Genomic DNA, 25260 nt, shown 5'->3' with positions numbered 1-25260 from the left:
CCTTCCTCAGCTCTTCTGGAGGCGCACGTCGAAGGCGTCCCGCAGGCCGTCCCCGACGAAGTTGAAAGCGGCGACGACGAGGACGATGGCGAGGCCCGGCGGGAAGATCAGCCACCAGTGGCCGACCTGGGTGTAGGTGATGCCGGCGGAGAGCATGGAGCCCCAGTCGGCGGCCGGCGGCGGGATGGACAGCCCCAGGAAGGAGAGGTAGGCGACGTAGAGGATGGCGTCGGCGATCTGGAAGGTGGCGTTGACGATGACGGTGCCGACGGCGCCGGGCAGGATGTGCCGGAAGACGGCCCGGCCTCCGCCGCCGCCCATCAGGCGCATCGCGTGCACGTAGTCGCGGCTGCGCAGGGCGAGCGCCTCGCCGCGGATGAGGCGGGCCGGGGAGAGCCAGGCGACCGAGGCGATGATCAGGATGAGGACGGGTTTGCTGGGCGTGACGATCGCGGCGACCACGACCAGCAGGAACAGGGCGGGAATGGCGAGCGCCGCGTCGGTGACGCGCATCATCGCCGCGTCCACCCAGCCGCCGAAGTAGCCCGCGACCGCGCCGTACACGGTGCCGAAGAGGGTGGCCAGCAGCCCGGCGGCGAGGCCGACTTCGAGGGAGGTCTGCCCGCCGTACATGAGCCTGCCGAGCATGTCGTAGCCGAGGTCGGTGGTGCCGAGGAGGTGGCCGGGGCTGCCGGGCGGCAGGCTCGCCTGGGACAGGTCGGTGTGCACCTGGTCGGTGGGGTGCAGCAGCGGGCCGAGGTAGCACAGGGCCAGCAGGCCGAGCAGCACTGCCATGCCGGTGACGGCGAGTCTGTTGCGGGCGAAGACGGCGAGGACGCGGCGGGCCGGGCCGGGGGCCGCCCCGGGCGGGGTGGGGTCCGCGGCTGCCAGGGGGTCCGCGGCGCTCCCGCCGCCTGTCGGCGCGTCCATGGAGGGTGCGGTCACGAGACGCTCCTGATACGGGGGTCGAGTACGGCGTAGGCGATGTCGGTGATCAGTGAGCCGAGCACGGTGGCCACGCCGACGACCAGGGTGACGCCGAGCAGGACGGGGAAGTCCGAGCCCTGGGCGGCGTTCCAGAACAGCAGCCCCATGCCCGGGTAGTTGAACATCGACTCGACGACGAGGGTGCCGCTGAAGAGGGTGGGTAGGTAGAGCCCGAGGAGGGTGGCGAGCGGGATCAGCGCGTTGCGCAGCACGTGCCGGGCCATGATGCGGGCGCCGGACTGCCCCTTGGCGCGGGCGGTGCGTACGTAGTCCTCGTTGAGGTTGTCCAGTACGGCGGAGCGCATGTAGCGGCTGAACGCGGCGATGATGCCGAGCGCGGTGGTCACGACGGGCAGGACCAGGGCGGGGGCGTCGGCGAGCAGCCCGCCGACGGTGTCGGCCTGCGGTGCCTCGGCCGGGAAGACCTGGAGCTGCTGGCTGAAGACGAGGACGAGGACCAGGCCGAGGAAGAAGACCGGGGTGGCGTAGGCGAGGAAGGCGGCGCCGGTGAGCAGGTAGTCGGCGGCCTTGCCGCGGCGTACGGCCTGGAGGATGCCGAGCGGGACGGCCAGTACGGCGGCGAGCGCGATCGACAGGCCGGCCAGCAGCGCGGTCTTGGGGAGGCGTTCGCCGAGCAGGGAGCTGACGGTCTGGTTGAGCTTGTAGGACTCGCCGAGGTCGCCGGTGAGCAGCCGTCCGAGGTACATCAGGTACTGCTGCGGCAGGGAACGGTCGTAGCCCTGCTCGTGGTCGAAGTGGGCGATGGCTTCCGGGGTGGCCTTGACGCCGAGGATGGCGCGGGCCGGTCCGCCGGGCAGCAGGTGCAGCAGCACGAAGACGATGACGGAGACGAGCAGCAGGACGACGACGGCCTGCGCGACGCGTTTGACGAGGAAGCGGATCACCGGCCCGCACCGCCCTTCTTCACGAAGTACCAGTCCTGGGGCGCGAGGCTGAGGGTGGGGTTCTGGTCGATGCCGCGCAGGTCGTTGCGGATGACGGAGACCTGGTAGGCCGGGTTGGGCGTCCACAGGACGGGCACCTGGCCGGCGGTGTAGCGGGCGTAGTCGCGCAGCGCGGTCGGCGCGTCGGAGTACTCGGTCTCCTTGATCAGCTGGTCGGCCTTCGGGTCGGACCAGTTGCCCATGTTGGAGGGCGCCCCGGTGGCGAAGAGCGACTCGCCGCTGGCCACGGTCGGGAAGTACCAGCTGCCCTGGGTGCCGAAGAAGCCCAGCTGCCAGGCGGAGCACACGGCTTCGGTCTTCTTGCAGGGGACGGTGGTGCCGAGGACGGTGTTCAGCGGCTGCTGCCGGATGTCCAGCGTGATGCCGGCCTTGTCCATGGCGGACTTGATCTCCTGCATGGTGTTGGAGGTCTCGGTGGAGCCGGACTGGGACAGCAGTTCCAGGCGCAGGGGCTGCCCGGCGGGGATGTCCTTGCCGCACTGCCCGGGGCCGGTGCCGGGCCGCGCGCAGCGCAGCCGGCCGTCGGTGCGCTGCCAGCCGTGCGCGGTGAGCAGCGCTTCCGCCTTCTTCGGGTCGTACGGGAAGGGCACGCGGTCGAGCTGTCCGGCGGGGATCGGGCCGCGGGTGGGCTCCGCGCTGCCGTGCCAGACCACGTCGGAGATCGTCTGCTGGTCGATGAGGTGCTGGAGGGCTTGGCGCAGGTAGGTCTGGCGGAGCAGCGGCCCGGCGGTGGGGTGGTTGAAGTTCAGGACGATGTAGGTGATCGCCCAGCCCTCCCACGGATCGATGCGGTAGCCCATCTTCTTGAAGCGGGCGGACTGGGCCATGACCGACGGCGGGATGTAGCCGTAGTCCACGCCGCCGGCGCGCAGCACGTTGAACTCGGAGTCGGCGGTGGTGAAGGGCTTGAGGACGACGCGGTCCAGGTGCGGCTTGTCGGGCCCGCCGTACTGCTTGTTGGGGACCAGCGACACCTGTCCGGAGGTGGTCCACTTCTCGATGCGCCAGGGGCCGCTGACGGTCTTCCAGAGCGGGTCGGTGGCGAACTTCGAGAGCTGCTTGGCGTGTTGCAGCAGCCGCGCGAAGACCTTCTTCGGGCTCTCGCCGTCCGGGTTCCAGGCGTGTTCGGGCAGCGGGGTGAAGTTGTAGAGCTGGTTTCCGGTGAACCAGGCGGGGTTGTACGCGCGGTCCAGGCGCAGCCGGAAGGTGTGGTCGTCCAGCGTCTCGAACTTCTTGACGTTGTCGGGCAGCAGGCCCGGCGAGTAGCCCGCCCACTCCTCCTTGTCGTTCTTGATCAGGTCGTACCAGAACTTCACGTCGCGGCTGGTGACGGGCTTGCCGTCGGACCAGCGGTAGCCCTTTTTGAGCGTGATGGTGACGGTGGTGTTGCCGTCGCTGTAGCGGGGCTGCTCGGCGAGGTTGCGCGGGCTGTCCATGGTCAGGCCCGCGCCCTTCTTCTCGGGCGTGAACAGCGGCGGGTAGAGCAGGTTCTGCACGGCGCTGTTGTACGAGGCCAGGTAGCCGGCCGCGCCGATCGGGAAGATCCAGTTGGGGGTGGCGGCGGGCGGCAGCGCCATGGTGGCCGTACCGCCTTCGACGCGGGTGCCGCCGGTGGTGCCGACGCCGGTGACGGCGCCGTCCGCCGGGCCGCAGCCGGTGAGCGCGGCCAGGGCCAGCAGCAGCGCGGTCACCGCGCAGAAGAAGCTGCGGACGGGCCCGCGTCGGCGGGAACTGCGCGGGCCCATGCTGCCTCCGGAAGGGTCGGCCGGTCGAAGAGTGCGAGAAAAGTACGGACGGCCGCGAAAAGAAGTCAAGGGTCTGGCGGAACTTCGGCAATTGATGTGTACTGAGGGCCACTTCATTCCCGCCCTTTCTTCGGTAAGCGAAGAAAGAACGGGGTGCCGCACGATGTGTCCCCTGCCGTTCACAGCCGGAAGGCATCGACATGACCACCGCCGAGGCCCCGACATGACCACCGCCGAGCCCGGCTCCGCCGCGCATGTCCTCGAACTCGTCGCGGCCGGCACCGCCCGCTCCCGCGCCGACCTCGTACGGGAGCTGGGGCTCGCCGCCTCCACCGTCTCCGCACGCGTCCAGGAACTGGTCGACGCCGGACTGCTGACCGAGTCCGGCGAGGGCGCCTCGCGCGGCGGGCGCCGCCCGCGGCTGCTGCGCGTCCCGGACGGCGGCACCGTGGCGCTCGCCGCCGACCTGGGCAGCCACCACATCCGTACCGGCGCGGTGGGCCTGACCGGCACCGGCTTCGACGTCGAGGAGTGCGCCCTCGACCTGACGACCGGCCCGGAACCGGCCGTCGGCCTGCTCGCCGAACGGCTGGCCGCGCTGGCCGACCGCCAGCGCGCCGCCGGGCGCACCGTGTGCGGGGTGGGCATCGGCTTCCCCGGGCCCGTCGACCCGGCGTCCGGCCGGGTCATCGCCCCGTCCCGGATGCCGGGCTGGCATCTGTACGAGCTGCGCGACCGCCTCGCCGAACGGCTCGACCTGCCCGTCCTGGTCGACAACGACGCCAACGTCCTGGCCCTGGGCGAGCACCGGGCCGCCCACGCGGACCTGCGGCACCTCGTCGTGGTCAAGGCGGGCCGCGGCATCGGCTCCGGCGTGATCAGCCACGGCCGGCTGTACCGGGGCGCCCGCGGCAGCGCCGGGGACATCAGCCACGTACGGGTGGACGCCGCCGCCGAACGCCCCTGCTCCTGTGGCAACATCGGCTGTCTGGAGACCGTGGCCAGCGGCGCCGCGATCGCCGCCGCGCTGCGCGGCCAGGGCATCGAGGTGGACTCCGCCACCGACATCCTGCGCCTCGTCGAGGACGGCGAGCCGCACGCCACGACGCTGGTACGGCAGGCCGGACGGCACATCGGCGCGGTGCTGGGCGTCGTGGTGAACTTCTTCAACCCGGAGGCGGTGGTGCTCGGCGGGGCGCTCTCCGCGGCGGAGCCGCTGGTCGCGGCGGTCCGCGGCGTGCTGTACGAGCGCTGTCTGCCGATGGCCACCAGCGCGCTGTCGATCGTCGCCGCGAGTTGCGGCCCGGACGCGGGCCTGCTCGGCGCCGGCCATGCCGCGCTCCGCGAACTGGCCGCCGACGGCGGACTGCCGGCCCTGCCCGCCTCCCGTGCGTAAGCGCCCGCGCCCCGCCCGGACCGCCACGGGCCACCCCACAACTCCGCACGCCCCCACGACTGCCCAACGGAAGGTGTACGACCGACATGCGCATCGCGATCGGCGGCATGGCCATCGAGTCCAGCCAGTTCTGCCCGCACCGCTCGACGTACGACGACTTCCGCGTCACCCGCGGCGCCGCGCTGCTGGACCGCTACACGTGGACGGGGCCGGACAGCGACCTCGCGGGCGACGTGGAGTGGGTGCCGCTGGTGCACGCGGTGGCCCTGCCGGGCGGGCCGGTCGAGCGGGAGACGTACGACCGGATCAAGTCCGAACTGGTCACGCGCATACGGGAGGCCGGTCCGCTGGACGGCCTGGTGTACGACATCCACGGCGCCATGAGCGTCGTCGGCCTGGACGACGCCGAGGCCGACCTCACCGGCGCCGTACGGGACGCGCTCGGCCCCGAAGCCCTGATCTCCGCCGCCATGGACCTGCACGGCAACGTCTCGCGCCGCTTCGCCGACCCCCTCGACCTGCTCACCGCGCACCGCCTGGCCCCGCACGAGGACGCCTGGGACACGCGCGAGCGGGCCGCGCGCAAGCTGGTCGGGCGGCTGGCGTCCGGCACGGGCCGCCCGCACCGCGCCTGGGTGCAGGTGCCGGTCCTGCTGCCCGGCGAGAAGACCAGCACCCGGCTGGAACCGGCCAGGTCCCTCTACGGGAGGCTCGCTTCGGTCGAGGCGCTGGACGGCATCGTCGACGCGGCGATCTGGGTGGGCTATGCCTGGGCCGACGAGGCGCGCTGCCGGGCCGCGGTGGTGGTGACCGGCGACGATCCGGACCTGGCGGTGGAGCAGGCCCGCTCGCTCGCCCAGGAGTACTGGCAAGTGCGCCGCGACTTCGTCTTCGTCGGCCCCACCGGCGACGCCGACGACTGCATCGCCCGCGCCGCGGCGTCCACCGCCCGCCCGTTCCTGATCAGCGACTCCGGCGACAACCCCACCGCGGGCGGCGCGGGAGACCTCGCGTACATGCTGCGGCGCCTGCTGGCGAACGAGGAACTGGCGAGCGGGCGGGTCACCGCGCTGCACCCCGGCATCACGGACCCGGCGGCCGTGGCCGCGTGCTTCGAGGCCGGGGTGGGCGCGCCGGTGACACTGAAGGTCGGCGGCCACATCAGCGCCGGTACCGGCCCGCACGCCGAGCCGTACGAGCTGACCGGCACGGTGACCGCCCTCGAAGACCCGGCCGCGCCCGCCGCCGGCGCCCCGCGCGGCAATCCCGCGTACGACGGGGGCGGCCGTACCGCGGCCGTCACCCGCGGCGGTGTGACGGCCGTCCTCACCGAGCGGCGCAAGCCCTTCCACACCCGGGCCGACTTCGGCACGCTCGACCCGGCCGCGTACGACATCGTCGTCGTGAAGATCGGCTACCTGGAGCCGGAGCTGCACGAGATGGCGGCGGACTGGCTGCTCGCCCTCACCCCCGGCGGCGTGGACCAGGACCTGCTGCGGCTGGGCCACCACCGGGTCACCCGCCCGCTCTACCCGTTCGACGACGCGGGCTTCGAGGACCCGGACCTGACTCCGGTCCTGCTCTGAGCGGGGCCCGGCGGCAGCACGGAGGCCCGGTGGGGCGGTACGTCGGCGACTGACCGGTACGGCCGATATGCGCGGCACCGCTGCAAGGCGGCCCGTACGGTGGAGAGGCGCTCCCTGATCACCTTTCCCGACGGAGGGCCCCGATGGAGTCGCCGAACCCGCTCACCGAGAGCGATCTGCTCGATCTCGACGCCCACTGGCGGGCGCTGAACTACCTCGCCGCGGGCCAGATCTACCTGACCGGCAACCCGCTGCTCACCGAGGAGCTGCGGCCCGAGCACATCAAGCCGCGGCTGCTCGGCCACTGGGGCACCTGCCCCGGCCTGAACCTCGTCTACACCCACCTCAACCGGGTCGTCAGCACCCACGGGCAGGACGCGGTGTGCGTGTGGGGCCCGGGGCACGGCGGGCCCGCGGTCTTCGCCGGGGCGTGGCTGGAGGGCACGTACGGGGAACTGAATCCGGACGTCGGGCGGGACGTCGCCGGGATGGGGCGGCTCTTCAAGCAGTTCTCGTTCCCCGGCGGAGTGCCCAGCCACGCGGCGCCCGACGTGCCGGGCTCGTTCCACGAGGGCGGTGAGCTGGGCTACTCCCTCTCGCACGCGTACGGCGCCGCGCTGGACAACCCGGATCTGCTGGTGGCGTGCGTGATCGGCGACGGCGAGGCGGAGACCGGGCCGCTGGCCGCCTCCTGGCACGCGAACAAGTTCCTGGACCCGGCGCACGACGGCGCCGTACTGCCGATCCTGCACCTGAACGGCTACAAGATCGCCAACCCCACCGTGCTCGCCCGGCTGGACCAGGACGAACTGGACGCGCTGCTGCGCGGCTACGGACACGAGCCGCTGTACGTCACCGGCTCCGACCCCGCGCAGGTGCACCGCGACATGGCCGCCGCCATGGACACCGCCCTGCACCGCATCCACGAGGCCCAGCGCGCGGCCCGCAGCGGCGGCGGCGACCGGCCCCGGCCCCGCTGGCCCGCGATCGTGCTGCGCACTCCCAAGGGCTGGACCGGCCCGGGCGAGGTGGACGGCAACCCCGTCGAGGGCACCTGGCGCGCCCACCAGGTCCCGCTGGCCGGCGTCCGGGACAATCCGGACCATCTGCGCCAGCTGGAGCGCTGGCTGCGGTCGTACGCACCGGGCGAGCTGTTCGACGGCGAGGGCCGGCCGGTGGATCGGGTGCTGGCCTGCGTGCCGCGCGGCGACCGACGGCTGGGCGCCTCCCCGCACGCCAACGGCGGCCGGCTGGTGCGCACGCTGCCGCTGCCCGAACCCGAGCGCTACGCCGTGCCCGTCGACAAGCCCGGCACACAGCTGCACGAGCCGACCCGCGTCCTCGGCGGCCTGCTGCGCGACCTGATGGAGCGCACCGCCGACCGCCGCGACTTCCGGCTGTTCGGCCCGGACGAGACGGCCTCCAACCGCCTCCAGGACGTGTACGACGTCACCGACAAGGCCTGGCAGGCCGCGACCGAGCCCACCGACGAGCACCTGGGCCGGCACGGACGTGTGATGGAGGTGCTCTCGGAGCACCTGTGCCAGGGCTGGCTGGAGGGGTACGTGCTCTCCGGCCGGCACGGCCTGTTCTCCTCGTACGAGGCGTTCGCGCACATCGTGTCGAGCATGGCCTCCCAGCACGTCAAATGGCTCCAGACGGCCCGCGACATCCCCTGGCGGGCCCCGGTGGCGGGCCTGAACTACCTGCTGACCTCGCACGTCTGGCGCCAGGACCACAACGGCTTCTCGCACCAGGACCCCGGCTTCGTCGACCACGTCCTGAACAAGGACCCGCACACGGTACGGGTCTACCTGCCGCCGGACGCCAACAGCCTGCTGTGCGTGGCCGACCACGTGCTGCGCACCCGTGACGTGGTCAACGTGGTGGTCGCCGGCAAGCAGCCGTGCTTCGACTGGCTGGACATCGGGCAGGCGCGGGCGCACTGCGCGCGTGGCGCCGGGATCTGGGAGTGGGCGGGCACCGAGCGGCCCGGCACCCGCCCCGACGTGGTGCTCGCCTGCGCCGGGGACGTGCCGACGCAGGAGACGCTGGCCGCCGCCTCGCTGCTGCGCGCCCGCCTGCCGGAGCTGTCCGTACGGGTCGTCAACGTCGTCGACATGACCCGGCTGCAGCCGAACGAGGAGCATCCGCACGGGATGACGGAGCGGGAGTTCGAGGCGCTGCTCCCGCACGACGTCCCGGTGGTCTTCGCGTACCACGGCTACCCGTGGCTGGTGCACCGGCTCACCTACCGCCGGGCCGTCCACCCCAACCTGCACGTGCGCGGCTACAAGGAGATGGGCACCACGACCACGCCGTTCGACATGGTCGTCACCAACGACCTGGACCGCTACCGGCTGGTGATGGACGTCGTGGACCGGGTGCCGGGCCTGGCCGTACGGGCCGCCGGGGTGCGGCAGGCGATGGCGGACGTACGGCAGCGCCACCACCGCTGGATTCGCGAGCACGGCACGGACCTGCCGGAGGTCGTGGAGTGGAGCTGGCCGGACGGCGGGCGGTGACGGGACGGGGCCGGCCGCCGTCCGGCCCCGCAAGGCGCCGTCAGGGCTGCGGGTCGCGGGCGTCGTAGCGGGCGAAGTCGCGCCGCCACAGGGCCAGGAGCAGCACCGTCACGACGCAGGCGAGTCCCCCGCCGACGACCGCCGCGGCCGGCGAGGCGAGGTCGGCCGCCGAACCGGCGAGGAAGTCGCCGAGCCGGGGGCCGCCCGCGACCACGACGATGAACACGCCCTGGAGGCGGCCGCGCATCCGGTCCGGCGCGGCGGCCTGGAGCATGGTGCCGCGGAAGACCATCGAGACGGTGTCGGCGCAGCCGGCGACGGCGAGGAAGAACAGGCCGAGCCACAGGTGGCGGGTGAGGCCGAAGCAGGCGACGGCCGCTCCCCAGGCGGCGACCGAGATCAGGATGGCCAGGCCGTGCCGGCGGACGGCGCCCAGCCAGCCGGAGAACAGCGCGCCGAGGACGGCGCCGATCGCGGGCGCCGCGACGAGCAGCCCCACCGTCTTCGCGTCACCGCCGAACCAGAGCACGGCGACGGCGGGGAACAGCGCGCGGGGCTGGGCGAGCACCATGGCCGCCAGGTCGGCGAAGAAGGTCATGCGCAGGTTGGGCCGGGTGGCCAGGAAGCGCAGTCCCTCCAGGACCGAGGGGCGGCGCGGCGCCGCTTCCCCGTCGCCGTGGTCGGGGCGCATGGCGGGCAGTCGCCACATGGCGTAGAGGGCGGCCGTGAAGCAGACCACGTCGATCAGGTACGCGGCCTGGTAGCCCCACAGGCCGACGAAGACGCCGCCGAGCATCGGGCCGCCCATCAGCCCGAGGTTGCTGGTGAGCGAGCTGAGGGCGTTGGCGGCGGGCAGCTGCTCGGGCGGCAGCAGGCGCGGGATCATCGACGAGCGGGCGGGCGCGTTCATCGCGAAGCAGACCGCCTGGAGGGCGACGACCGTGTAGAGCACCCAGACCTGGCGTACGTCCAGGAGCGCGGCGGCGGCCAGCGCCACGGACAGCACGGTGGCGCCCACCGCGCTGAACAGGCCGAGTTTGCGGCGGTCGACGGTGTCGGCGATGACGCCGCCGTACAGCCCGAAGACGACCAGCGGGACCAGGGAACACAGGCCGACCATGCCGACGGCGAAGGTGGAGCCGGTGAGGGCGTACACCTGGAGGGAGACCGCGAGGGCGGTCATCTGCTGGCCGACCCAGGAGACGGTGTTGCCGAACCACAGGCGCCGGTAGTGCGCGGAGGTGCGCAGCGGGGTGATGTCGGCGAAGACGCGGGTGCGCAGCGGGGCGCGGGACTTGGGGGCGGATATGGCAGGAGGCACGGGCCAGTAAAACACGATCCGTGGTGGTGCCACCTACCGGAACGGCGTGATCATGACGACATTTCCGGGCCCCGGCGGGGCCCGGTCAGCCGCCCGAAAGCCCGTATACGCGACGGGCGTTGCCCGCGGCGATCAGCGCCGCGACGCGGGTGGCGTCCGCCGCCGACCAGGCGCCGGAACGGACCCAGCCGGTGAGCACCTCCTCCAGCGCCGCGCGGAAGGCGGCGCTGCCCACCGTGTACAGCTCCGGCAGGCCGTAGGCGTCGGTGGAGAAGAGGAGTTTGCCGAAGGGGGCCAGTTCCAGAAAGCCGGCCAGCACCGCCGCCGCGCGCGGCCCGGTGTGCGTCAGGGTCAGGCCGACGTCGGCGTACACGTGCGGGAAGGCGTGCGCCAGGTAGGCGGCCTGGCGGTGGTACGGGTAGCAGTGCAGCAGGACCAGGTCGGTGCCGGTGCCCGCGGTGGCGTGGGCGAAGTCGGTGAGCAGGGCCGGGTCGGCCTGGTGCAGGCGCAGGTCGGGGTCGCCGAAGCCGGTGTGGAGTTGCAGGGGGCGGCCGGTGGCGGTGGCGAGCCACAGCAGGTGGCGCAGCAGGACCGGGTCGGTGAGGCGGCGGGTGCCGGTGGCGAGCCAGTCGCGGGCGGCGGTCAGCACGTCGGCGGTGGTGGGCGGCTCGGGGGCCAGGGCCAGGCCGTGGCGGTAGGCGGCGACGGACTTGAAGCCCACGGCGTCGCGGGCCGCGTCCCGTACGGCGCCGGCAAGCTGGGCGGCGAACACCTCGGCCGCCGCCCCGGACCCGGCGGCCGTGCCCGCCTCCCCCGCCCGCACGCCTGCGGCGACCCGTTCGGCCAGCGTCTCCAGGCGGACGATCTCGTGCCCGGTGGCGCCGCCCGCCTCGGCCGTCTCGTGCGCGCCGGTGAGGTCGCCGGGCAGTCCGGTGTCCACCAGGTACGTACCGATGCCGGTGCCGCCCAGCAGCAGGCGGCGTACCTCGGCCGCGCCCAGCGCGCGCCGCCGGGTGAGGTACTCGCCGGGCGGGCAGTGCGGCGCGAGGCCGAGCAGCGGCGGGCACCAGCGGCGCACGGCGAAACCCGTCTGGGTGTCGAAGAAGGTCGTGCCCGCGGCGGCGGGCCGGTCCGACTCGGTCAGGTACGCCTCGAACTCGGCCGCCGACAGGTCGCCGCGCAGCACGCCGTGGCAGTGCTGGTCGACCAGCGGCGGCAGGTCCAGCGCCGGTTCGCCGCCGGGTGCGGTCGCGCTCATCAGTACCTCCAGCGGGTCGCGGCGGCGATCTCGTCGGGCTCGCTGTCGGCGAAGTGCGTCGCCTCGGCCCGGCGTACCGCGATCACGGCGCCGTGCAGCACCTCGCCCATGGCCTCCCGCAGCGTCGCCGACTCCGCCAGCCGGTCGGTGGACTCGGTCAGCGAGGTGGGCAGGCGGACGATGCCGCGCCGGGCGCGTTCGCGTACGCCCAGGACGCCGGGGTCGCCGGTGACCGGCGGCGGCAGCGCGGTGCCGGTGGACAGGCCGTGCAGCCCGGCGGCGATCACCGCGCCGACCGCCAGGTAGGGGTTGGCGGCGGCGTCGAAGGGCTTGATCTCGGCGTGGCCGCCGTCCGGGTCGCCGGGGGCGCCGGTGACCAGGCGCAGCGCGGCCTCCCGGTTCTCCACGCCCCAGCACTGGTAGGCGCCGGCCCATACGGAGGGGCCGAGCCGCAGGTAGCTCGCGGGCGACGGGCAGCCGACGGCGAGCAGGGCGGGCAGGGCGTCCAGGACGCCGCCGAGGAACCGCAGGGCATCGGGGTCCAGGCCCCATTCGGCGTCCGGGTCGCGGTGCAGGCTGCGTTCGCCGCGGTGCAGGCTGAGGTGGAGGTGGCAGCCGTTGCCGACCTGCCCGGCGACGACGGTGGGCGCGAAGCTGGCCCGCAGGCCGTGGCGCAGCGAGACGGCCCGTACGGTCTCGCGGACGAGGACCAGGTCGTCGGCGGCGCGCAGCGGGTCGGCCGACGCGGTGGAGACCTCGAACTGGCCCTGCGCGTACTCGGGGTGGAGCTGGAGCACGTCGACGCCCTGGAGGGCGAGGGCTTCGGCGACATCGCGGAGGTAGTCGGAGAGTTCGACGACCCGGGTCATGCCGTAGGCGGGGCCGATACAGGGATATTCCAGGGGTTCGCCGACGCCCGCGGCGCCGTCGGGGTGTCCGCCCTCCGGCCCGCCGCCTCCCGGCGCACGGGTGACCACCCATTCCGTCTCGAAGCCCATCCGCAGGACGAGCCCGGCGTCGGCGGCGCGGTCCACCATGCGGCGGGCGAACTGCCGCTGGCAGCCGGGGTGCGGCGTGCCGAGCTGGTCGTAGCGGTCCACCGGCGCCCAGGCCCAGCCGGGCTGCGCGGCGAGCACGGTGACCCGCTCCAGGTCCGGGAAGAGCCGCAGGTCGCCGTCGGGCCCGCCGAGGTGCGCGGATGCGGTGATGGCGTCGTCGGAGGTGAAGACGTCGAAGACCGGTGACATGCCGACGCCGCGCTGGACGGCGGGCGCCAGCCGGGCCGTCGGCACGGTTTTGGTACGGGCGATGCCCGCGTTGTCGACCCAGGTCAGGGCGATGGCCCGGACGTGTTCCGCGTCCAGCCGTGCCGCTGTCCGGCGGGCGTCGCCCCACTGCTGCGCAGGCCCCGGTTCCATAGCGCGTGTCCCCTGTTCCGCCATGCCGCGCACGCGCGGCCGATCGAGCTTGTGTCCCTGCCCGCCGTCCGTGCCACGGCGCCCCCGAAAAGGGGCGGTTGCCCCGTGGGCGGCCGTCCCGCCCGCGGAGAGCGGACCGGCCGTCACGGACAGTCGAACTCGCACCATACGCACTTTCCGGTGCCGCGCGGTTCCACACCCCACACATCCGCCAGCCGGTCCACCAGGAGCAGCCCGCGCCCCGACAGGGCGGACTCGTCGGGATCGCGGCGCCGCGGCAGCGCGCTGGAACGGTCGGTCACCTCCAGCCGCAGCCGCCGTTCGGTGCCGTGCGGCATCCGGACCGTCACCAGCGCCGCGCCGTCGGTGTGCAGCAGCGCGTTGGTGATCAGCTCGTCGGCGGCGAGTTCGACCTCGTCGGCGCGGCCCGCGGCGCCCCAGGCCCGTACCGCGGAGCGGATCATGTGGCGGGCGGCGGACAGCCCACGGGGGTCGTCGGGCGCGACGTGCTGCTGGAGCCGCCCGGCGGCCGGCGCGGCGGGCTCGCCGCCGCGCCGCAGGATCAGCATCGCCATGTCGTCCTCGCCGGTCTGCTCGGCCGCCAGGTCGCAGAGCCGGTCGGCCAGTTGCTGGACGTCCTGCGGGCCGTCGCGCACCACCCTGGCCAGGTGCCGTACGCCGTCGTCGATGTCGACGCCCGGCTGTTCGACCAGCCCGTCGGTGTACAGCACCAGGGTCTCGCCGACGCCCATGTGCACGGTGGTCACGGGGTAGTCCAGGTCCCGGAAGCCGGTGGCGATGCCCAGCGGGAGGCCACCGGTCACCTCCAGCCGGCCGCACCGGCCCTCGGCGTGCCGCAGCAGCGGGTCGACGTGTCCGGCGCGCACCAGCCGCAGCGTCCCGGTCGCCAGGTCGGCTTCCGCGTACGTGCAGGTGGCGAAGCGGTCGGTGTCCAGTTCGCCGAGGAAGGCGGAGGCGCGGGCCATGACGGTGGACGGCGGGTGCCCCTCGGCGGCGTAGGCGCGCAGCACGATCCGCAGCTGGCCCATGACGGTCGCGGCGTGCGTGTCGTGCCCCTGGACGTCGCCGATGACCGCGGCGACCCGGTCCTCGGGCAGCGGGATCACGTCGTACCAGTCGCCGCCGATGTCCCGGCCGATCCGGGCGGCGCGGTAGCGGACGGCGATCTGCGCGCCGGGGATGCCGGGGATGCGGCGCGGCAGCATGGCCTGCTGGAGGCCTTCGGCGAGGTCGTGCTCCTGGTCGTAGAGCATGGCGCGGGCCAGGCTCTGCGCGACGCTGGAGCCGAGGGCGACCAGCAGGTTGCGCTCCTGTGCGCCGAACGGGTTCTCCGAGCGGTAGAACAGTCCCACCACGCCGATCGGGCGGGCCTGCGCGATGAGCGGCAGATACGCGGCGGAGCCGAAGTCCATCCGTTCGAGGTGCGGCCAGAGCGTCGGATAGCGCTCGGCGAACTCGGCGCGGGAGCGGATGAAGCACGGTGTGAGGGTGCGCACCACCTGGCTCATGGGGAACTCGTCCTCGATCCGCAGGACCTCGTGCTGCGGTACGAAGCTGCCCTCCTGCCCTTCGTGGACCACCCGGATGCGGCCCGCCTCGACCAGGCCGACGATGACGTTCCGCGCGCCCAGCCGGATCAGGGCCTGGTCGTCGCCGAGCACGTCGATGACGTCGCGGACGGTCCTGGCGTGCGCCAGCGCCGCCGTGGTCCGCTCCACGAGGCCGGTGTTGCGCAGCTTGCGCTCGTGCGCCCGCACCCGTTCCGCCGCCTGGACGTACTCCTGGCCGGCGTCCCGGACGATGCCGATGATGCGGCGCGGCCGGCCGCTGTCGTCCCGGCGGATGCTGGCCTGGGTGTGGGTCCAGCGCACCGTGCCGTCCCGCAGCCGGACGCGGAAGTAGGCGCCGTAGGATTCGCTGCCGTCCTTCAGCGACGTGGCGACGAGGGTGTCCAGGCGGGCCGCCTCCTCCTGCGGCAGACGGCAGGCCAGGGCGGCCGGGTCGGAGTCGTACTCCTCCGGCAGCAGGTCGAAGACCTCCAGAGCGGAGCCGTCCATGTGCATACGGCCGCTGTCGAGGTCCCAGTCGAAGCCGCCCATGCCGTTGAGCGCCAGGGTCAGGTCCGGGTGGGCGGGCCAGTCGTCCGGCACCGACACGGCCGGCGGCTTCGCACCCCGGTCAGCCATGTCGCCACTTTCCCACATATGACCGGACAGCGGGTGTTCCCGGCGTCCGGGACCCGGCGGTTCGATCTTCCTGACTTTCGCATCAGTCAGTTCTCATCAATGCCTGTCTGAACCGCTCTGAACGGCCTGGACGTGTCCGCGCTCCATCGATGGCATTGCGATGTTCTCAACGTATTGGTACGGTCCCTGGCCATGGACGAAGCCCCCGGCACCCGGGTACCCGACGACGGCGACGTGGCCGACCGCGTCCGCCAGGTGGTCGACAGCCTCGGATGCAGCCGCCGCGAGTTCGCCCGGCGCATCGTGATGGACCCCTCGAAGCTGTCCAGGTCGCTGGGCGGCACCCGGCGTTTCACGCTCGCCGAGATCGTGCGCGTCGCGGACATCGGCGGCGTGGACGTGGCGTGGCTGCTCGGCTCCCGGGGCGGTGTCCCGGCGGCGACGCGCGGCCGGGAGCCGGTCGCGGTGCCCGAGGGCGGCCGGCCGTTGCAGATCGTCCGGGAGACCGTCCGGCTGATCGCCGAACACGGCTTCCACGGCGTCCGGGTCGCCGACATCGCCGCCGCCTGCGGCACCAGCACGGCCGCCGTGCACTACCACTTCCCGGGCCGCGACGAGCTGCTGGAGGCGGCCGTGCGCTGGTGCATGGACGAGGACACCGCGCGGCGCGCGGCGGGCCTGGCCGACGCACCGGACGCGCGCGCCGAACTGCTGCACCTCATCGCGCTCCAGACGCCGCGCACCGACCAGCAGCGGCGCCAGTGGCTGGTCTGGCTCGACCTGTGGGCACAGGCCGCCCGCTCCACCGCCGTCGGGCAGCTGCACGAGCACTACTACCGGCAGTGGCGGACCACCGTCGCCGAGGTCCTGCGCCGGGGCGTCGAGCAGGGCGTCTTCCGGTCCGTGGACCCGGAGTTCACGGCGCTGCGGCTGACCGCGCTCATCGACGGCCTGGCCACCCAGGTGCTCGCCACCGCGCCCGACAGCACCGGCCCCGACAGCATGCACGCGGCGCTGCTCGCCTTCGTGGACAGCGAACTGGCGCCGTGAACAGGTAATCCCCCTCCCCCGCACCCTCTCCGAAGGAATCCCCGTGAACAACGAGGTCATCATCACCTGCGCGCTGACCGGCGCCGGCGACACCGTGAGCCGTTCGCCGCACGTGCCCGTGACGCCCGAGCAGATAGCGAAGTCCGCGGTCGAGGCGGCCTCGGCCGGCGCCGCCGTCGTGCACATCCACGTACGCGACCCCGAGACCGGTGCCCCGTCCCGCGACCCGCGCCTGTATGCCGAGGTCGTCGAGCGCGTCAAGGAGACCGGCACCGACGTCGTCATCAACCTGACCGCCGGAATGGGCGGCGACCTGGTCATCGACCCGGACGAGCCGCTGCGGCACCTGCCCGGCACGGACCTCGTCGGCGGCCTGGAGCGGCTGCCGCACGTCGAGGAGCTGCTGCCCGACATCTGCACCCTGGACTGCGGCTCGCTGAACTTCGGCGAGGGCTCCAACCTCTACGTCTCGACGCCCGACATGCTGCGCGCGGGCGCCCGGCGCATCCAGGAGCTGGGCGTACGGCCGGAGCTGGAGATCTTCGACACGGGGCAGCTGTGGTTCGCCAAGCAGCTGCTGGCCGAGGGGCTGCTCGACGACCCGACCGTCTTCCAGCTGTGCATGGGCGTCCCGTGGGGCGCGCCGGCCGACCCGAGTGTGCTCCAGTCGATGGTCGCGATGCTTCCCGAGGGCGCCCAGTGGGCCAGCTTCGCGCTGGGCCGGATGCAGATGCCGTGGGTCGCGCAGTCCATCCTGCTCGGCGGCAACGTACGGGTGGGCCTGGAGGACAACCTCTACCTGAGCAAGGGCGTCAAGGCGACCAACGGCCAGCTGGTCGAGCGCGCCGTGCAGATCACGGAGCTGCTGGGCGCGACCGTCGCCACCCCGGACCAGGCCCGCGCGCGCCTCGGCCTCAAGCCGCGCGGCTGAGACCGGCCCGTCCCCGCGTACGGCCCGGTGCCGGACCACGAGTCCGGCGCCGGACCGGCCGCCCCCTGCCGTACACCCGCCCCACCTCCCAGGAGCCCTCATGTCCCCCACCCCTCCCACCTCCGTACGCCGTGTGGCGTGCATCGGCGCCGGCGTCATAGGCGGCGGCTGGGTCGCCCACTTCCTCGCCCGCGGCTACGACGTCACCGCCTGGGACCCCGCGCCGGACGCGGAGGACAAGCTGCGCCGCCTGGTCGCGGCCGCCTGGCCCGCGCTGGAGCAGCTCGGCCTGGCCGACGGCGCGTCCGTCGACCGCCTCACGGTGGCGCCGACCCTCGCCGAGGCCGTCGCCGACGCCGAGTTCGTCCAGGAGAGCGCTCCCGAGCAGCTGGAGCTCAAACGCGACCTGCTCGCCCAGCTCGACGCGGCCACCCCGCCCGGCGTGGTCATCGCCTCGTCCACCTCCGGCTACCCGATGACCGACATGCAGACCACGGCCGCCGCCCCCGGCCGCCTGGTCGTCGGACACCCGTTCAACCCGCCGTATCTCATTCCGCTGGTCGAGGTCGTGGGCGGGGAGCGGACCGAGCGCGCGTCGGTCGAGTGGGCCGCGGAGTTCTACGACGCCGCGGGCAAGTCCGTGATCACCATGGACCGCGAGCTGCCCGGCTTCATCGCCAACCGCCTCCAGGAGGCCCTGTGGCGCGAGGCGCTGCACATGGTCGCCAACGGCGAGGCCACGGTCGAGGACATCGATGCCTCGATCACCGAGGGGCCGGGGCTGCGCTGGGCGTTCATGGGCCCGATGCTGACGTTCGCGCTGGCCGGCGGCGAGGGCGGGATGGCGCACATGCTCGATCACTTCGGTCCGTCGCTGAAGTCCCCCTGGACCCGGCTGGAGGCGCCGGAGCTGGACCGGGCGCTGCGGGACGCGGTGGTCGACGGCTGTGACCGGGCCGCCGACGGCCGTACGTACGCCCAGCTCGTCGCCGAGCGCGACCAGGGCGTCATCGACGTGCTGCGGGCGACCGGCCGGCTGGACGGGACCGCCCGGTGACGGCGCTCCTGCCGCTGTTCCGGCGGACGGTCCAGGACGACTGGATCGACTACAACGGCCACCTCTCCGAGGCGTACTACGTCCTGGTCTTCGGCTTCGCCACCGACGCCCTCATGGACACGGCCGGACTCGACGCGGACTACCGCGCCCGCACCGGCCACTCGCTCTACACCGTCGAGGCGCACGTGCGCTATCTCGCGGAGGTGCCGCGGGGCGCCGAACTCGTCGTACGGACGACGGTGCTGGGCGCGAGCGCGAAGAAGGTGCGCTTCGTCCACGAGATGTACGTGGGCGACGCGTCCGGCGACCCGGTGGCCACGGAGGAGATCTTCGCCCTGCACGTCCACCAGGACGAGGGCCGCGCCACGCCGCTGCCCGACGAGGCGTACGAGCGGCTGACGGCCTCGGCCGGCCCGGCTCCGGAGTGGGCGGGGCGGGGAATCCGGACGGTCTGAGGGCGCGTTGCACGGTGTGCCACATGGATCGCGGAGCGGGCACGCGGCCGGGTTCGGCCGCGCGCCCGCTCCGCGGTGCGACCCTGAGGGCGCGGCGCCCCGCGCGCCCCGTCCGGAGAGGAAACACCATGCCGTCCGTACCAGGTCACCGCATCACCGTCGAACAGGGCACCGACCACGTCCGCGTCGTCCACGACGGCCAGGTCGTCGCCGACAGCCGCCGCCCGCTGCTGCTCCACGAGACCGGCTATCCGGTGCGCTACTACCTGCCGCCGGAGGACGTACGGACCGATCTGCTCGTCCCGTCCGGGACGCGCACCCACTGCCCGTTCAAGGGAGATGCCTCCTACTGGTCGCTTTCCGGTGGCCCGGAGGACATCGCGTGGGCGTACCCTGCGCCGAAGTCCGCGGTCGGGCAGATCAAGGACCATCTGTGCTTCTACGCGGCGGAGTTGGTGTAGCGGCACGGCGCCGCAGTGAGTAGGAAAGTTTCCTAACTATTCTCCGCCGGACTTATTGACGCGTACATGCGCTGTCGTCAAGATTCCTCCGAACGGCACCTCCGCCGACCGAGGAGACGGACATGACGCCCACCCCCCGCGCCGCGAAGTCCCGCACCACGCCCCCGGCCAGACCCTTCCTCCGCAACCCCCGCACCGGCATACCCACCGCGGCGGGCGCGGTCCTCGCGCTCGTCGGCGGTGCGCTGCTGTGGTCGCCGGCCGGACAGGCGGACGCCGCGCCGGAGCGGACCGCGGCGCGGGCCGGCGGCTTCACGGCCGTCGCCGCCGGTGACATCGCCGAGCAGTGCACCGCGAGCAGCAGCAGCTGCGTCCACCCGAAGACCGCGGCCCAGGTCAAGAAGATCGACCCGGCCTTCGTGCTCACCATGGGCGACAACCAGTACGACGACGCCCGGCTGAAGGACTTCCAGAAGTACTACGACACGTCCTGGGGCGCCTTCAAGGCGAAGACCCACCCGGTCGCCGGCAACCACGAGACGTACGACCCGGCCGGCAAGCTGTCCGGCTACAAGTCCTACTTCGGCTCCGTCGCCTACCCCCAGGGCAAGAGCTACTACAGCTTCGACCACGGCAACTGGCACTTCATCGCGCTGGACTCCAACAGCCTGGACTCCGCGCAGACCAAGTGGCTCAAGAACGACCTCGCCGACAACTCCAAGAAGTGCGTCGCCGCCTACTGGCACCACCCGCTGTTCTCCTCCGGCGAGCACGGCAACCAGCCGGTCAGCCGCTCGGTGTGGAAGCTGCTGTACGACGCCAAGGCGGAGCTGGTCCTGAACGGGCACGACCACCACTACGAGCGCTTCGCGCCGCAGAACCCGGACGGCAAGGCCGACCCGGACGGGCTGGTCGAACTGCTCGCCGGGATGGGCGGCGCCAACCCGTACAAGATCGAGGAGGTCCAGCCGAACAGCGAGAAGCGGCTGACGAAGACCTTCGGCGTGATCAAGCTGAACTTCACCGACGACGGCTACTCCTGGGACCTGGTCGGCACCGACGGCAAGACGAAGGACAGCAGCCCGTCCTACCGGTGCCACTGACCGGCCCGGGACCCACCCACCATGTATCTCGCCACCACCGGCGCGGCCGCCGCCACCTCGCAGCTGACGCGCGGCCGCGTCGCCGGACCGGTCCTCGCGCTCGGCACGGTCAGCCTGGTCACCGACATCTCCTCCGAGATGGTCACCGCGGTGCTGCCGCTCTACTTCGTCCTCCAACTGGGCCTGTCGCCCCTCCAGTTCGGGTTCCTGGACGGGCTCTACAACGGCGTCACCGCGCTCGTCCGGCTGGTGGGCGGACACGCCGCCGACCGCGGCGGACGGCACAAGCTCGTGGCCGGAACCGGGTACGCGCTGTCCGCGCTGTCCCGGCTGGGCCTGCTGCTCGCGGGCGGCGGCACGGCCGGGATCAGCGCCGCGATCGCCGCCGACCGCATCGGCAAGGGCGTACGGACCGCCCCGCGCGACGCGCTGATCTCGCTCAGCAGCCCGCCCGACACCCTGGGCAGGGCGTTCGGCGTGCACCGCGCGATGGACACCACGGGCGCGCTGCTCGGCCCACTCGCCGCGTTCGCGCTGCTGTGGGCGACCGCGGACGCCTACGACGCGGTGTTCGTCGTCAGCTTCTGCGTCGGGCTGCTGGGCGTGCTGCTGCTGGTCGCGTTCGTCCCGGGGCGGGCCGCCCTGGGCCCGGTGGCCGCAGCCGCCGGGCCGCGGGCCCCGCTGCGCGCCAGGATCACCGAGCCGCTGCGCGACGCCGCCTTCCGGCGCATCATGCTGGCCGCCGCCCTGCTGGGCGCGGCCACCATCGGCGACTCGTTCGTCTACCTGCTGCTCCAGCGGCAACTGGACTTCGCGGTGCGCTGGTTCCCGCTGCTGCCGCTCGGCACCGCCGCGGTCTACCTGCTGCTCGCGGTGCCCGCCGGACGCCTCGGTGACCGCATCGGGCGGCGGGTCCCCTTCCTCCTCGGGCACGTGGCGCTGCTCGCCGCCTACGTGCTGCTGGCCGTCGGTGACGGGACCGTCCTGCTGGCCGGTGTGCTGCTGCTGGTCGGTGTCTTCTACGCGGCCACCGACGGCGTACTGATGGCGCTGGCCGGCCCGGCCCTGCCGGCGGCACGGCGGGCGAGCGGCATGGCGTTGCTACAGACGGGACAGGCGCTGTCCCGTCTTCTCGCCGCCGCGGGTTTCGGCGCCGCCTGGACGCTGTGGGGCAGCGGGCCCGCACTGGTCGCAGCCGTCGTCGTCCTCTCAGCCGCGCTGGCGGGTGCCGTCGCGCTGCTTCCCCGTACGGAGAGGCGGTCGTAGTGGTCGTGACAGACACGGCACGTTCACCGGAGACGGCGGACGTGGCGGACGAGGCCCGTAAGGGCCCGGCCGGATTCTCCATGCGCGCCCGCGTCGTCGCCGTAGCGGTGGCCACGGCCGTCCTCGCCACGGTCGCCGTGGTCTACACGGTGACGGCGGCCCGGCGTGCCGAACCCGCCGACACGCCCTCGGCGTTCGGCCTGGACCACGGGCAGCTGTACTTCCGCAGTACGCGAGACGGGGAGGGCGCCGGCCGGGTCGCACGCCTGGCCGCCGCTCCCGCCACTGCCACCTCTCCCGGCGTCGCGGCAATGCGGGCACCGGCCGCGGACCACCGCACCACCGGCGGCCCCGCCTGCGAGCGCTTCTACGCGGCCGGCGGCACCGCCCTGTGCCTCCAGCGCCGCCCCGGCATCCCCCCGGCCGCGTACGCCGTCGTGCTGGACGGGCGGCTGCGCGAGCAGCGCCGTATCGCCCTGACCGGCATCCCCAACCGGGCGCGGGTCTCCGCCTCGGGCCGGATGCTGTCCTGGACGATGTTCGCCACCGGCGACTCGTACGCCACCACGTCCTTCTCGACCCGCACCTCGATCCTCGACACCCGCACCGGCTATCTGGTCAAGAACATGGAGGACATCCCGCTCACCCTCGACGGCCGCCGCTACCACTCCCCCGACGTCAACTACTGGGGCGTCACCTTCGCCCGCGACGACAACCGCTTCTACGCCACGGTCTCCACCAAGGGCCGCACCTACCTCGTCGAGGGCGACATGCGCCGCTGGGCGGCCCGCACACTGCGCGAGAACGTGGAGTGCCCGTCCCTCTCGCCGGACAACACCCGTCTCGCGTTCAAGAAGCGGGTACGGGAGGGCGCACGCGCCCCCTGGCGGCTGTACGTGCTGGACCTGCGCACGATGCGGGAGCGGCCGCTCGCGGAGGAGCGCAGCGTGGACGACCAGGCCGCCTGGCTGGACGACCACACGCTCGGCTACGCGCTGCCGGGCGGCGACGGGAAGGGCAGCGACGTCTGGACCGTCCCCGCGGACGGCACGGGCACCCCGGCCCTGCGGGTGGCGGGGGCCTCGTCACCGGCACTGGTGCGCTGACCGGGACCGGTCCGCTACTCGCCCGCCCGGGGGACGTCGCCGGCGCACAGGCGCGGCGCGTTCCCGGCCGCCGCCACCGGCCCGTCGGTCCGGTCCGCCAGGTCGCGCGCCCAGGCCGTGAGCCCGGGGACGTCGATGCCGTACGGGACGGTGTCCGCGTACGGAGCGATGGCGCCGGCGCCCCGGAGCAGCAGCGTCGCGCCGCCCTTGGCGTTGCCCCGGGCCGCGTGGGTGAGGCCGACGGCGAGCTGGGCGAGGCCGCGCCACAGCTGCCGCTCCGGCTCGGGCGACATCTTCCAGGCGTCCTCCAGCACTTCGTGGGCGTGGAAGGGCATTCCGCGGTCCAGGAGGTCCTGGGCCTCGGTGAGCGCCTGGTGAGGGCTGCGCTCGACGCCCTCGGGCTGCCGGGCCACGCCCGGAGCGCCGTACGGCAGCGGGCGCCCGAGGCCGTCCCGCGGCCGGGCGTTGCGGGCCCGGCCCTCGGGGTCACGGTCGCGGACGCCGCCGCGGGTGTCGTTCGGGTCGGGGGCAGCCATGCTCCGTCCTTCCGGTTCCGGCGGGTCCGCCGCGGTCGCGGCGCCGGGCACGGCTTCCGCCCCGGTCCCGGCCCCGCAGTGCTCGCAGCCGGGCTCCGCCGGACGGTCCGAGATACGGCCGCACTCCTGGCACACCTGGTCCAGCCAGCAGGCCGGGTCGCCGCCCTCGTCGCGTCGCGTCACGTTCACGCTTCGATTGTGCAGGGCGCGACGGGGCGGTGTGCGCCCAGGGCGGCGGCCGTACGGATCGGCCCACCGGTCCCGGCCGCATCATGGCCGGATCACGACGGTGCCGTGCACCCGCGTGCGTCCGGGGGAGCGGCCTGCTCAGGAGCCGCCGCCCCCTGGCGTGCGCCGTCCGCGTACGTACATCCGCCAGCCGAAGATCGCACCGATCGCCAGGGCCACGGCGAAGCCCCCCGCGAGCGCCCACAGCGTCGCCTCCGACGACCGCCCGGCCTCGCGGGAGACCTCGGCGGCGACCGGCCGCACCGTCGCGGCATGGCGTCCGGCGCCGCCGCGCGCACCGTCGGCCGAGGGGGCGGTCCGGCCGCCCGGCGTGGCGGCCGCGGCTTGCAGGGAGCCCACCGGGCGGGCCTTGCCCGCGGCCTTGAAACCCCAGTCCAGCAGCGACGCCGCCTCGTTGTAGACGGCGTTGGACGCGCCCGACTGCGGGCTCATCACCGTCACCAGCAAGGTACGGCCGCCCCGTTCCGCCGCGGCGATCAGGGTGTTGCCCGCGTTGCTGGTGTAGCCGTTCTTGACGCCGACGATGCCGGGGTAGCGCCGCATCCCGTTCGAGCCGGACAGCATCCGGTTGGTGTTCTGGATCTCGAAGGAGGGACTGCCCTTGCTGGGGAACCGGGCGGTCGTGGTGGCGCAGTACGCGGCGAAGTCCGCGTTGGCGAGCCCCGCGCGGCCGAACACGCTCAGGTCGTACGCCGAGGAGACCTGCCCCGGGCTGTCGTACCCGTCCGGGGATTTCACCGTGGTGTCGCGGGCGCCCAGTTGCCGGGCTCTGGCCTGCATCTCGCGGGCGGTGGCCGTCCAGCCGCCGTTCATCGAGGCGAGCACCCGTACCGCGTCGTTGCCGGAGCGCAGGAAGACGCCGCGCCACAGGTCGGCGACCTGATAGCGGCGGCCCTCCTGGATGCCGACGAGGCTGCTGCCCGGACCGATGCCCGCCAGTTCCTTCGGGGTGACCTTGTGGACGGCCTGCGCACGGAACTTGGGCAGGACGGTGACCGCGAACAGGGTCTTGAGGGTGCTGGCGGGCGCGAGCCGCTGGTGCGCGTTCCTGGCCGCCAGCACATCGCCCGTACGGACGTCCGTGACCGTCCAGGAGCGGCCGGACACCCCGGCGGGCAGCGCGGGGGCCCCGGCCCCCACCACTTCGCGCCCCGTCCGGTCCGCCAGCCGGTCCGCCGCCGGTCCGGCCGCCCCCGTCCCGCGGTCCGCGGCCTGCCGGGTCGCCGCCGCCTCCTCGGCATGGGCCACCGCCGGTATGGAGGTGAGCGTCAGACCGGTGGCGGCGATGACGGCCAGCGCACCGGCATTCCGGGACAAAAGCGTGTCAATTGCCATGCCTTCACGCTAGGAAGCGCGCACCCCGGCCGCAGACGGGCCTACGCCAGACGGCCGAAGCGCCGAAACACGCGAGGAGAGCGGGGGAAGCCGGGCGACGAAGGCGGCGAGGGCCAAAGGCTCACAGGCGGCTACGGCCGGCCGGGAGGCGCGCGGCGGGCGGACGCCGTACGGCGCGGCGCGGCACCCGGGCCGCGCCCGCCCCGTACACACGAGGACCCGCCCGGTGCGACGGGGGATGCACACCGGGCGGGCCTCACGACCTTTCTACCGCATGAAGGAACGGTTATGCCTCAAAAACTT

General features: G+C 73.5%; 20 protein-coding genes. 11 read left to right on the top strand and 9 right to left on the bottom strand.

Going from position 1 to position 25260, the window contains the following annotated elements:
- Nucleotides 1–6: 6 nt before the first annotated feature.
- Genes ACFV57_RS38405 through ACFV57_RS38395 form a run of 3 tightly spaced genes read right to left on the bottom strand, consistent with a single transcriptional unit; the run spans nucleotide 7 to nucleotide 3697 of the window.
- On the bottom strand, nucleotides 7–930 hold the full coding sequence (locus tag ACFV57_RS38405) for an ABC transporter permease (protein WP_385242500.1): 924 nt from the start codon (nucleotides 928–930) through the stop codon (nucleotides 7–9).
- A gap of 11 nt (nucleotides 931–941) precedes the next feature.
- The gene (locus ACFV57_RS38400; RefSeq protein WP_385242472.1) at nucleotides 942–1892 is read right to left on the bottom strand and encodes an ABC transporter permease; all 951 of its coding nucleotides are present in this window, start codon (nucleotides 1890–1892) and stop codon (nucleotides 942–944) included.
- Nucleotides 1889–3697, bottom strand: a complete 1809-nt coding sequence (locus tag ACFV57_RS38395) for a peptide ABC transporter substrate-binding protein (RefSeq protein WP_385242469.1) — start codon at nucleotides 3695–3697, stop codon at nucleotides 1889–1891. The genes ACFV57_RS38400 and ACFV57_RS38395 overlap by 4 nt, the downstream gene beginning before the upstream one ends.
- A 223-nt stretch (nucleotides 3698–3920) precedes the next feature.
- Between ACFV57_RS38395 and ACFV57_RS38390 the strand changes: the two genes are divergently transcribed.
- From ACFV57_RS38390 to ACFV57_RS38380, 3 genes are all read left to right on the top strand, one after another.
- Nucleotides 3921–5093, top strand: coding sequence for an ROK family protein (locus tag ACFV57_RS38390; protein ID WP_385242466.1), 1173 nt, complete (start codon nucleotides 3921–3923; stop codon nucleotides 5091–5093).
- Nucleotides 5094–5179: 86 nt separating this feature from the next.
- Complete coding sequence (locus ACFV57_RS38385; protein ID WP_385242463.1) at nucleotides 5180–6679, top strand: M81 family metallopeptidase; 1500 nt, start codon at nucleotides 5180–5182, stop codon at nucleotides 6677–6679.
- 143 nt (nucleotides 6680–6822) lie between these two features.
- A complete protein-coding gene (locus ACFV57_RS38380) occupies nucleotides 6823–9204 on the top strand; it encodes a phosphoketolase (RefSeq protein WP_385242460.1) in 2382 nt (793 codons plus the stop codon).
- Nucleotides 9205–9244: 40 nt separating this feature from the next.
- On the opposite strand, the gene ACFV57_RS38375 is transcribed toward ACFV57_RS38380, so the two are convergent.
- The 4 genes from ACFV57_RS38375 to ACFV57_RS38360 form a co-directional block, all read right to left on the bottom strand.
- On the bottom strand, nucleotides 9245–10525 hold the full coding sequence (locus ACFV57_RS38375) for an MFS transporter (RefSeq protein ID WP_385242457.1): 1281 nt from the start codon (nucleotides 10523–10525) through the stop codon (nucleotides 9245–9247).
- An 85-nt stretch (nucleotides 10526–10610) separates the two neighbouring features.
- Nucleotides 10611–11783: an amidohydrolase family protein gene (locus tag ACFV57_RS38370; protein WP_385242455.1), complete on the bottom strand. Its 1173-nt coding sequence runs from the start codon at nucleotides 11781–11783 to the stop codon at nucleotides 10611–10613.
- Complete coding sequence (locus tag ACFV57_RS38365) at nucleotides 11783–13201, bottom strand: glutamine synthetase family protein (RefSeq protein WP_385242452.1); 1419 nt, start codon at nucleotides 13199–13201, stop codon at nucleotides 11783–11785. Before ACFV57_RS38365 ends, ACFV57_RS38370 begins: the two co-directional genes overlap by 1 nt.
- A gap of 143 nt (nucleotides 13202–13344) precedes the next feature.
- A complete protein-coding gene (locus ACFV57_RS38360) occupies nucleotides 13345–15408 on the bottom strand; it encodes a SpoIIE family protein phosphatase (RefSeq protein ID WP_385242449.1) in 2064 nt (687 codons plus the stop codon).
- A 192-nt stretch (nucleotides 15409–15600) separates the two neighbouring features.
- On the opposite strand from ACFV57_RS38360, the gene ACFV57_RS38355 reads away from it, so the two are divergent.
- From ACFV57_RS38355 to ACFV57_RS38320, 8 genes are all read left to right on the top strand, one after another.
- Nucleotides 15601–16458 carry a TetR family transcriptional regulator C-terminal domain-containing protein gene (locus ACFV57_RS38355; RefSeq protein ID WP_385242447.1) on the top strand — a complete coding sequence of 286 codons (858 nt, stop codon included), beginning with the start codon at nucleotides 15601–15603 and terminating at the stop codon, nucleotides 16456–16458.
- Between the two features lie 37 nt (nucleotides 16459–16495).
- Nucleotides 16496–17389, top strand: coding sequence for a 3-keto-5-aminohexanoate cleavage protein (locus ACFV57_RS38350; RefSeq protein ID WP_385242497.1), 894 nt, complete (start codon nucleotides 16496–16498; stop codon nucleotides 17387–17389).
- 100 nt (nucleotides 17390–17489) lie between these two features.
- Nucleotides 17490–18446 carry a 3-hydroxyacyl-CoA dehydrogenase NAD-binding domain-containing protein gene (locus tag ACFV57_RS38345; RefSeq protein WP_385242445.1) on the top strand — a complete coding sequence of 319 codons (957 nt, stop codon included), beginning with the start codon at nucleotides 17490–17492 and terminating at the stop codon, nucleotides 18444–18446.
- Entirely contained in the window at nucleotides 18443–18901 is a 459-nt protein-coding gene (locus ACFV57_RS38340; protein ID WP_385242443.1) for a thioesterase family protein, read from the top strand. Before ACFV57_RS38345 ends, ACFV57_RS38340 begins: the two co-directional genes overlap by 4 nt.
- Before the next feature lie 128 nt (nucleotides 18902–19029).
- On the top strand, nucleotides 19030–19362 hold the full coding sequence (locus ACFV57_RS38335) for a DUF427 domain-containing protein (protein ID WP_385242440.1): 333 nt from the start codon (nucleotides 19030–19032) through the stop codon (nucleotides 19360–19362).
- Between the two features lie 122 nt (nucleotides 19363–19484).
- Nucleotides 19485–20465 (top strand): metallophosphoesterase family protein, encoded by a 981-nt coding sequence (locus tag ACFV57_RS38330; protein WP_385242438.1) that lies wholly within the window; start codon nucleotides 19485–19487, stop codon nucleotides 20463–20465.
- Between the two features lie 21 nt (nucleotides 20466–20486).
- On the top strand, nucleotides 20487–21731 hold the full coding sequence (locus ACFV57_RS38325) for an MFS transporter (RefSeq protein ID WP_385242435.1): 1245 nt from the start codon (nucleotides 20487–20489) through the stop codon (nucleotides 21729–21731).
- On the top strand, nucleotides 21731–22837 hold the full coding sequence (locus ACFV57_RS38320) for a hypothetical protein (RefSeq protein WP_385242432.1): 1107 nt from the start codon (nucleotides 21731–21733) through the stop codon (nucleotides 22835–22837). The genes ACFV57_RS38325 and ACFV57_RS38320 overlap by 1 nt, the downstream gene beginning before the upstream one ends.
- Before the next feature lie 14 nt (nucleotides 22838–22851).
- Here ACFV57_RS38320 and ACFV57_RS38315 read toward each other — a convergent pair whose 3' ends face one another.
- Nucleotides 22852–23562: a DUF309 domain-containing protein gene (locus tag ACFV57_RS38315; protein WP_385242429.1), complete on the bottom strand. Its 711-nt coding sequence runs from the start codon at nucleotides 23560–23562 to the stop codon at nucleotides 22852–22854.
- Nucleotides 23563–23700: 138 nt separating this feature from the next.
- Nucleotides 23701–24957: a D-alanyl-D-alanine carboxypeptidase family protein gene (locus ACFV57_RS38310; RefSeq protein ID WP_385242426.1), complete on the bottom strand. Its 1257-nt coding sequence runs from the start codon at nucleotides 24955–24957 to the stop codon at nucleotides 23701–23703.
- Nucleotides 24958–25260: the final 303 nt, after the last annotated feature.

This window comes from Streptomyces sp. NPDC059788, assembly GCF_042732265.1.
Classification (GTDB): domain Bacteria; phylum Actinomycetota; class Actinomycetes; order Streptomycetales; family Streptomycetaceae; genus Streptomyces.
This window is presented reverse-complemented; position numbering and strand designations above follow the sequence as displayed.

Bases quoted from the DNA above. Each gene is read 5' to 3' on its own strand.
- ACFV57_RS38405 (WP_385242500.1), bottom strand. From the start codon at position 930: ATGGACGCGCCGACAGGCGGCGGGAGCGCCGCGGACCCCCTGGCAGCC.
- ACFV57_RS38395 (WP_385242469.1), bottom strand. From the start codon at position 3,697: ATGGGCCCGCGCAGTTCCCGCCGACGCGGGCCCGTCCGCAGCTTCTTC.
- ACFV57_RS38390 (WP_385242466.1), top strand. From the start codon at position 3,921: ATGACCACCGCCGAGCCCGGCTCCGCCGCGCATGTCCTCGAACTCGTC.
- ACFV57_RS38385 (WP_385242463.1), top strand. From the start codon at position 5,180: ATGCGCATCGCGATCGGCGGCATGGCCATCGAGTCCAGCCAGTTCTGC.
- ACFV57_RS38380 (WP_385242460.1), top strand. From the start codon at position 6,823: ATGGAGTCGCCGAACCCGCTCACCGAGAGCGATCTGCTCGATCTCGAC.
- ACFV57_RS38370 (WP_385242455.1), bottom strand. From the start codon at position 11,783: ATGAGCGCGACCGCACCCGGCGGCGAACCGGCGCTGGACCTGCCGCCG.
- ACFV57_RS38365 (WP_385242452.1), bottom strand. From the start codon at position 13,201: ATGGAACCGGGGCCTGCGCAGCAGTGGGGCGACGCCCGCCGGACAGCG.
- ACFV57_RS38360 (WP_385242449.1), bottom strand. From the start codon at position 15,408: ATGGCTGACCGGGGTGCGAAGCCGCCGGCCGTGTCGGTGCCGGACGAC.
- ACFV57_RS38355 (WP_385242447.1), top strand. From the start codon at position 15,601: ATGGACGAAGCCCCCGGCACCCGGGTACCCGACGACGGCGACGTGGCC.
- ACFV57_RS38345 (WP_385242445.1), top strand. From the start codon at position 17,490: ATGTCCCCCACCCCTCCCACCTCCGTACGCCGTGTGGCGTGCATCGGC.
- ACFV57_RS38335 (WP_385242440.1), top strand. From the start codon at position 19,030: ATGCCGTCCGTACCAGGTCACCGCATCACCGTCGAACAGGGCACCGAC.
- ACFV57_RS38330 (WP_385242438.1), top strand. From the start codon at position 19,485: ATGACGCCCACCCCCCGCGCCGCGAAGTCCCGCACCACGCCCCCGGCC.
- ACFV57_RS38325 (WP_385242435.1), top strand. From the start codon at position 20,487: ATGTATCTCGCCACCACCGGCGCGGCCGCCGCCACCTCGCAGCTGACG.
- ACFV57_RS38310 (WP_385242426.1), bottom strand. From the start codon at position 24,957: ATGGCAATTGACACGCTTTTGTCCCGGAATGCCGGTGCGCTGGCCGTC.